Genomic DNA, 6110 nt, shown 5'->3' with positions numbered 1-6110 from the left:
GCCACGCAACAATGGGTGATGGACCCGACAGCCCTTTCCGACGACGAACTCTTCCGAAACTGCCAAGAGCTTCGCGTGCAGGCGACGCGAGGTGACCAAAACGCTATGCACGAAGCCCGAGTCATGGAAGCAGAAGCCAGACGCAGATTTCAAGCGGCCACCACCATTGCCGCGCCGATGGCAGCATTGCCTATCGGCCGGCGACCATGGTGGCGGTTCTGGTAGTCGCAGAGGACCGCGGCTATCGCTTGAACCGCTCCGCCGGCACCGCGCCCTTCCGCTTCACCTTGACCCAGTCCCGGCTCCGGCTGCCGGGCACGTAGATGCTGTCGTCGCGTTTGGCCACCAGGCCCTCCAGCTTGAGGCCGAGGACAGCGTCGTTGAAGATGCGCGGGATGTCCTCGTCGAAGTGGCCCACGGCCAAAACGTTCTCGGGACTGGGGTCCAGCAGCTCCGCGAGGAGCGCCTTGCGCTGCAGGAGCGTGTGCTGGGTGATGTCGATTCCATGGTCAACCATCAGGTCGAACACTGCATAGCCCACGAGGTCGCAGCCCTCGTACCAGCGGCGCCGGCGCGCGCGGTCCTGGAGGCGATTGAAGTCGGAGCGTCCGATCTCATCGAACGCGCACACCTCGCCATCTGTCACGTAGGGTCCGCCGCGCAGCGCAGCCAACGACTTGGCCACCTCCGGGAACCAGCGCGTCGCGTCGGCGCCGTTGCGGGTGCGCAGCTGGCACTTGCCGTCCCCGAACATCGCCGTCATTCGGTAGCCGTCGTACTTGATCTCGAAGATCCAGCCGGGCGCGGTCAACGGGAGCGGCCGCTCGTCGAGCAGCATCGGCGGGTAGTCAGCAAGGTCCATGTCGCAAAAAGTGCACCGCCTGTAGGGCGCCGGCTGTCAGAAATTGGCGCGAATTGCTGAATGCGACGCCGCCCAGAGTGCGTCGAAATCTCCCATCTAACTAGGAGACTCACATGGCAGACGACCCCAAGAAGACCGGCCTCGACCGGAAGCTGATCGCCCTGAACGAGCCACACGAGGTTCGCAGCTGGACCGAATCGCTTGGCGTCGACGAGAAGACGCTCAAGGCCGCGGTGGCTGCCGTCGGCAACTCGGCGGAGAAGGTGCGCGAGTACCTTCGGAAAAAATGACCGCCCGGGCCGCACCGAGAACGGGGCCTGGCGAGCCCACCTTCGACGAACAGACCGCTCGTCTGATTGGCTCGCTGGCAAGCCAGCCCAGAAAGCCGGTCAAGCGTGCGCCGGCTGCAAAGGTGACTGCCATGGGCAAGATGGCAGCAGCCCGGGCCCAGGCGCGAACCAACAAGAAGAAACCGAAGTAGCGATGGACCAAGAAGAAGATGAAGACGCCGATCCAGTCGGCTGCACGCCAATCCGCGACCCCCTGCGCGAGTTCCGCGCCGCGGCTGAGGCCTCCGGGCTCATCTGGCATGGAGATCCGCTCGACCAGAAGCTGCTCGACTTCGCTCATAGGATCGTCGAGCGCTGCGCCTGCATCGCCGAGTCCTTTATCGACGATCACGACCACAGCGCGGCCGACGCCATCAGGGCCGAGTTGGGCGCGCACTGAGGCTACCAGGCGTCCCGTGCGGACTAAAGTGGACGTCGCGGTCCGGGTAACGGATTGATACGATCCGGCACCATGACCAGTGCCCACCACCGACAGACGTACCTTCCAGAGATCGACGGCCTGCGCGCATTGGCGGTGCTGTCGGTTGTGGTATTTCACGCTTTCCCCTCGGCGCTGCCGGGTGGGTTCGTTGGCGTGGACATCTTTTTCGTCATCTCCGGCTACCTGATCACTAGCCTCCTGCGAGCCGAGTGGGAGGCCGAGGCCACGATCGACATCGTCGCGTTCTACGCGCGGCGCGCTCGGCGGATCCTGCCGATGCTGGTCGCCGTCATCCTGGCGACACTGGGCGCGGTCGCAGTGTTGCTGGGAAGCCGGGTCCTTTACGAGACCGCGCAGTCCGCGGCCGCGGCCCTGCTCTTCGCGGCTAATGCCTATTTTCAGGTGACGACCGGCGGCTACTTCGATCCGGCGACCGACAAGCTGCCGCTGCTGCACCTGTGGTCCCTGGGCGTCGAGGAACAGTTCTACCTGGTGTGGCCGTTGGCCCTCGGTCTGCTGCTGGGCAGGGGACGGGACAACGCTGTACGGTGGATCAAGTGCGCGGCCTTCGTGTCGGTGCTGCTGGCTGCTGTGACGTGCCTGCTCGATCCGAACGCGGTCTTCTACCTAATGCCGACCCGGTTCTGGGAACTGGCGGCCGGCGGCCTGATTGCCTTGGGTGCTGGGGGTGTAGCGCGCAAGCCCGCAGCGGTTGCCGCGGCTGGTCTGGCGCTGATGATCGTCGCCATCAGCCTGCCGACGAGTGGCCTGGCGGCCGTCAACGTGGTGCTGGGGACGGTGGGAGCCGCCCTGCTGATCTGGGCGGTGCACGCGCGTGGAGTGCTTGGGATGGTGGGCCAGGTGCTGCGCTCCAGGCCGGCCGTGTTCTTCGGCTTGATCTCGTACTCGCTCTACTTGTGGCACTGGCCGATGCTGGCCATCGCCCGAAACTTGCACCCGGGTGAAGTTCCGGCAGAGATGCGAGCCGGCCTCGTCGTCTTGGCAGTCGCGCTTTCCTGGGGCAGCTATCGGGTCATCGAGACGCCTTTCCGCCGCCCGCAGGCCTCGACGCCGAACCGGCGCCTGGTGGGCGGGTCGCTGGCGATGTGCGTCTCGCTCTCCAGCCTGTCTTGGGCGGTGGCAAACGCAGTCGAGCCGCCCCCGCAGATAGCAATGAACGCCAACCCTCTGGCCGCCGCCACGGGCGAGGACTACCCAAGGGACTCCAAGAGGTGCCGATATATCTTCAGCGACAAGCTGGACGTGTTCCCAAAGAAGGGATGCGGCCGCCAGGGTGACGAGCCCGCTGTCATCGTTTGGGGCGACTCTCATGCCTGGGCGATGGGGCCCTTTGCTGCCGAGGTCGCCAAGCAAGAGGGCACGCAATGGGTCAGTCTGTCGCGGGATGCTTGCCCACCCGCTCTCGGCTACAACGTGAAGCCGACCCGCCCCATCGAGGCCGAGACGTGCCGCAAGTTCAATGACCTTGCCGCGGCCCAGATCAGGAAGACTGACACCGTCGTCATCGTTGGCCATTGGGAGCCCTACCCGAACAGGACGGAACTGCTCGAAGGCGTTGCAAGGAGCGTCGCGCAGGCATCAGCGACGGCGCGCCGGGTGATCTTGATGGGGCCTTCGCCGACGCTGCGCGACACCGTCCCGCGCTGCATCGAGGCGAACAACGTGGAGGCGTGCAGCGTTCCCCGCGTCCAGTTCGAGTGGCAGACGGCAGAGATCTCGGAGGGCATGGCAGCCATGGCGCGACGTTTCAAGAACGTGACCTACGTCTCACGCACCGACTTCTTCTGCACCGTCGACACCTGCCCGGCGATGAAAGATGGCTACAGCCTGTACTGGGATTCGCACCATCCCACTTCCACCGCCGCGAAGGCCTTTGCCTTGGGGTTCCTGACCACAGCTCAGTGACCGACAGACCAGCAGCTGGCTCAGAGACCAGAAAACCTATCGATGCACGACGGTCAAGGCGCTCCGAATCCACCGACCCAAGACGGCATGGTAGGCCGATCGAATGAAGCCAGTCCCGACCATGTTGCGAGGCAACGGGTAGGTGGCGAAGCGCGTGAATCCCGCCTTCTTCGCCAGACGCCGGATCAACAGCGAGGGCATGGACCGCTCGGTCACGCCGAACTGCTCCATCGCACGAACAGAATCGGGCGAGCTGCCGTGCCCGAAGCCGGGTTCGTTGGCGATCATCACCCCGCCGGGCTTGAGAGCCTTGAATGCCGCGGCCACGGCCAGCGCCGGGTCTTCGGCATGATGAAGGCAGTCAAAGAACACGACTGCGTCAAAGTTGGCCTCATTGATCGACTCGTAGTCCAACGCCTCGAAGCGCGCCGAGAGGCCTTCCGCCTGTTGCCTCGCGATCCGGACGGCATCATCCGCGATGTCGACGCCCAAAACGTCGTACCCGGCTCGAGCGAAAGCGATGGAGGTCCACCCAGTCCCGCAACCCATGTCGAGGATCCGCGCCGGTGGAGGTGGCAGGTGCTGAAACACGCCCGCCAGATTGGCCAGCAAGTCAGCCCGCTCTGGGTGGCCGAACGGTTTAGCAATCGCCTGCTGCAGTTCGACTGCGGGCAAGGCTGCAAAGAAAGTGATCTCGCCGGCTTTTGACATGCCGGGAGTGTAGACGGCGACCCGGGCGCCCCGGCTCAACATCGCTGTGACTTAATGCCCGCCTGCGGATTGCAATTCGTCGGCGTAGCGCTCGCAGGTGCGACCGCGCGCGTGGGCATCGTCAGCGAACTCTCCCAAGAGCCGAGCTCTTTCTCGAGCGCGGCCGAACAGGTCGGCAAGCAGAACGGCGGGGTCTGCGGCTGCCGGCCCTGTGGCGGCAATGCCGGAATCCGCGGCGGCTCCACGGATGGCAGCGAGGAAGGCGGAGACACGCTGCTGCAGCCGGCGCTCAGCAACACCAGCGCGGTCAGCATCGGCGCGCGCCACATCGATCTGCTTCTGCCCATCATTCGCCACTCCTTCGACCGCTCGGGTCCATCGTTGTTCTGTCTCGCGGCGCGAGCGCTCGGCCAGGCGGCCGGCCTCCGCCTGTGTTGCTCGGTAGCTGGCCAGCTCGGTGCGCGCGCGGTCGGCGCCGGCACGGGCGTTGCTCACGCTCACCTGGTCAAACATCACGACGGCGAGCAGCGCGCCGATGATCGCCAGCCAGCCTACCTTGCCGGCGGCCCAGGTGTAGAGGAAGCTCACGCCAGCGCCCTCTGCGCATCGACCCACAGGTCCGTGCGCTCACTCCAGCCGTTCGGGAGGCCTGTGGCCTTGTTCTTGCCGTTGATGCCGACGCAGTAGCCCAGGAAGTCGCCGGCATCCGCCTTGGGGTTCAGGTTGCGCATGCCCACGTAGTCGGCTGCCGACAGGGCGGCCCACTGCGGCAGCTCGAGCTTGGCGGGCTCGGCCTCGAAGTCGGGGCAGTCGATGCCGCGGGCGCGCAGGCGCTTGGTCAAGGCGCGGTAGTTCGCCCGGCCGGTCGTCTGCAGTAGCCCCCTGCCCTTGTACCGGGGCCCGTCGCCCGGCTGCGTGTTGCCGAGGTCCAGCCGGCCGTTGTAGCGGCTCAGGTAATCGTCGCCGCCGAGCTCGGCCAGGTAGCGGAGCCTGGTGGTCTCGTGGCCGACGTTCGCCAGGAACATGCCCTGGCGCGCGCGGGTAGTGATCTCGTAGGCATCCATCGCGCTGCTGATCGCTTCGGCCATGAGTTGGGCACGGTCGAGCCGCGCGCCGGTGCAGCGCGCAAGGGTGGTTGCATCCATTCAGATCTCCGAGAGTGGCGCAGGGCCGGTGGCGGATTCAGGCGGGCCGTGCCGCCACTGGTAGCTGTCGGACCAGAGCATGTACAGCACGGACCCCGAGAAGAAGACCGAGGGCCAGCCCGGCATGTCGAACAGCCACGGCGAGGCGCCAAAGCCGGCGGCGGCCATGACCAGCACGACATATTGGGAGCCCACGCGCAGCAGCACCCGCTTGTCGATCTTGTCGAGCCGGCAGATGCAGACGAACACGATCGCGGCGCAGACCAGGCCGTTCAGGCCGATCGGGAAGTACTGCGGGTCCATCACTTCGCTCCTCGCGCGGCGATGAGCACATCGACGAAGGCGCTGATCTTGGCGCCGCACCAAGCCAACACCGCAGGCCACTTGTCGCCGAGGAAGCCGAGGCCAAAGGACACCGGTGCGAATAGCCAAGTCGCATTGATGGGCTCGTAGGCCAGCGCCGCCATCATCGACAGCGGCACCGTCAGCAGCACCGCCAGCGCCGTCGACGCCAGGAAGTAGACGAAGGCCCGGACGTTCCCGTCGCCAGAGCGCTGAAGGATCATGACGGCCGCGCCGCCCATGGCGCCGATGCCGATCACGATGTACGGACCGATGATCACCGCCATCTGGACGCCAAACACTGAGGAGGCGATGACGGTGAAGACGTGGACCGGGGTCAGGTCCTGGTTCAT

Annotated in this window: 10 protein-coding genes; 4 read left to right on the top strand and 6 right to left on the bottom strand. The window is 65.8% G+C overall.

Going from position 1 to position 6110, the window contains the following annotated elements; all coding sequences use genetic code 11:
* On the top strand, positions 1 to 225 hold a 225-nt coding region (locus QZH52_RS06790; RefSeq protein ID WP_301805740.1), incomplete at its 5' end, for a hypothetical protein.
* Positions 226 to 241: 16 nt separating this feature from the next.
* Here the strand turns inward: QZH52_RS06790 and QZH52_RS06785 are convergent.
* Positions 242 to 838 (bottom strand): ATP-dependent DNA ligase, encoded by a 597-nt coding sequence (locus QZH52_RS06785; RefSeq protein ID WP_301805738.1) that lies wholly within the window; start codon positions 836 to 838, stop codon positions 242 to 244.
* A 137-nt stretch (positions 839 to 975) separates the two neighbouring features.
* On the opposite strand from QZH52_RS06785, the gene QZH52_RS06780 reads away from it, so the two are divergent.
* The 3 genes from QZH52_RS06780 (at position 976) to QZH52_RS06770 (ending at position 3559) form a co-directional block, all read left to right on the top strand.
* Entirely contained in the window at positions 976 to 1152 is a 177-nt protein-coding gene (locus QZH52_RS06780) for a DUF3606 domain-containing protein (RefSeq protein WP_301805736.1), read from the top strand.
* A gap of 193 nt (positions 1153 to 1345) precedes the next feature.
* The gene (locus QZH52_RS06775; RefSeq protein WP_301805735.1) at positions 1346 to 1591 is read left to right on the top strand and encodes a hypothetical protein; all 246 of its coding nucleotides are present in this window, start codon (positions 1346 to 1348) and stop codon (positions 1589 to 1591) included.
* Positions 1592 to 1663: 72 nt separating this feature from the next.
* Positions 1664 to 3559 (top strand): acyltransferase family protein, encoded by a 1896-nt coding sequence (locus tag QZH52_RS06770; RefSeq protein WP_301805732.1) that lies wholly within the window; start codon positions 1664 to 1666, stop codon positions 3557 to 3559.
* Between the two features lie 36 nt (positions 3560 to 3595).
* Here QZH52_RS06770 and QZH52_RS06765 read toward each other — a convergent pair whose 3' ends face one another.
* From QZH52_RS06765 to QZH52_RS06745, 5 genes are read right to left on the bottom strand one after another with little or no spacing between them, the layout of a single operon-like run.
* Entirely contained in the window at positions 3596 to 4270 is a 675-nt protein-coding gene (locus tag QZH52_RS06765) for a class I SAM-dependent methyltransferase (protein WP_301805728.1), read from the bottom strand.
* A gap of 51 nt (positions 4271 to 4321) precedes the next feature.
* Positions 4322 to 4858 (bottom strand): DUF2514 family protein, encoded by a 537-nt coding sequence (locus QZH52_RS06760; protein ID WP_301805727.1) that lies wholly within the window; start codon positions 4856 to 4858, stop codon positions 4322 to 4324.
* A complete protein-coding gene (locus tag QZH52_RS06755; protein WP_301805724.1) occupies positions 4855 to 5415 on the bottom strand; it encodes a glycoside hydrolase family 19 protein in 561 nt (186 codons plus the stop codon). The genes QZH52_RS06760 and QZH52_RS06755 overlap by 4 nt, the downstream gene beginning before the upstream one ends.
* The gene (locus tag QZH52_RS06750) at positions 5416 to 5718 is read right to left on the bottom strand and encodes a hypothetical protein (RefSeq protein WP_301805722.1); all 303 of its coding nucleotides are present in this window, start codon (positions 5716 to 5718) and stop codon (positions 5416 to 5418) included.
* A complete protein-coding gene (locus QZH52_RS06745; protein WP_301805719.1) occupies positions 5718 to 6110 on the bottom strand; it encodes a hypothetical protein in 393 nt (130 codons plus the stop codon). The genes QZH52_RS06750 and QZH52_RS06745 overlap by 1 nt, the downstream gene beginning before the upstream one ends.

The organism is Variovorax ginsengisoli (genome assembly GCF_030486595.1).
Classification (GTDB): domain Bacteria; phylum Pseudomonadota; class Gammaproteobacteria; order Burkholderiales; family Burkholderiaceae_C; genus Variovorax; species Variovorax ginsengisoli_B.
Note: the sequence above shows the minus strand (reverse complement) of the source record. Positions and strands in the feature narration are given on the sequence as shown.

What these genes read in the sequence shown, in the direction of transcription:
- QZH52_RS06785 (WP_301805738.1), bottom strand. Translation starts at nt 838, where the DNA reads ATGCTGCTCGACGAGCGGCCGCTCCCGTTGACCGCGCCCGGCTGGATC.
- QZH52_RS06745 (WP_301805719.1), bottom strand. Translation starts at nt 6,110, where the DNA reads ATGAACCAGGACCTGACCCCGGTCCACGTCTTCACCGTCATCGCCTCC.
- QZH52_RS06765 (WP_301805728.1), bottom strand. Translation starts at nt 4,270, where the DNA reads ATGTCAAAAGCCGGCGAGATCACTTTCTTTGCAGCCTTGCCCGCAGTC.
- QZH52_RS06750 (WP_301805722.1), bottom strand. Translation starts at nt 5,718, where the DNA reads ATGGACCCGCAGTACTTCCCGATCGGCCTGAACGGCCTGGTCTGCGCC.
- QZH52_RS06755 (WP_301805724.1), bottom strand. Translation starts at nt 5,415, where the DNA reads ATGGATGCAACCACCCTTGCGCGCTGCACCGGCGCGCGGCTCGACCGT.
- QZH52_RS06770 (WP_301805732.1), top strand. Translation starts at nt 1,664, where the DNA reads ATGACCAGTGCCCACCACCGACAGACGTACCTTCCAGAGATCGACGGC.
- QZH52_RS06780 (WP_301805736.1), top strand. Translation starts at nt 976, where the DNA reads ATGGCAGACGACCCCAAGAAGACCGGCCTCGACCGGAAGCTGATCGCC.
- QZH52_RS06775 (WP_301805735.1), top strand. Translation starts at nt 1,346, where the DNA reads ATGGACCAAGAAGAAGATGAAGACGCCGATCCAGTCGGCTGCACGCCA.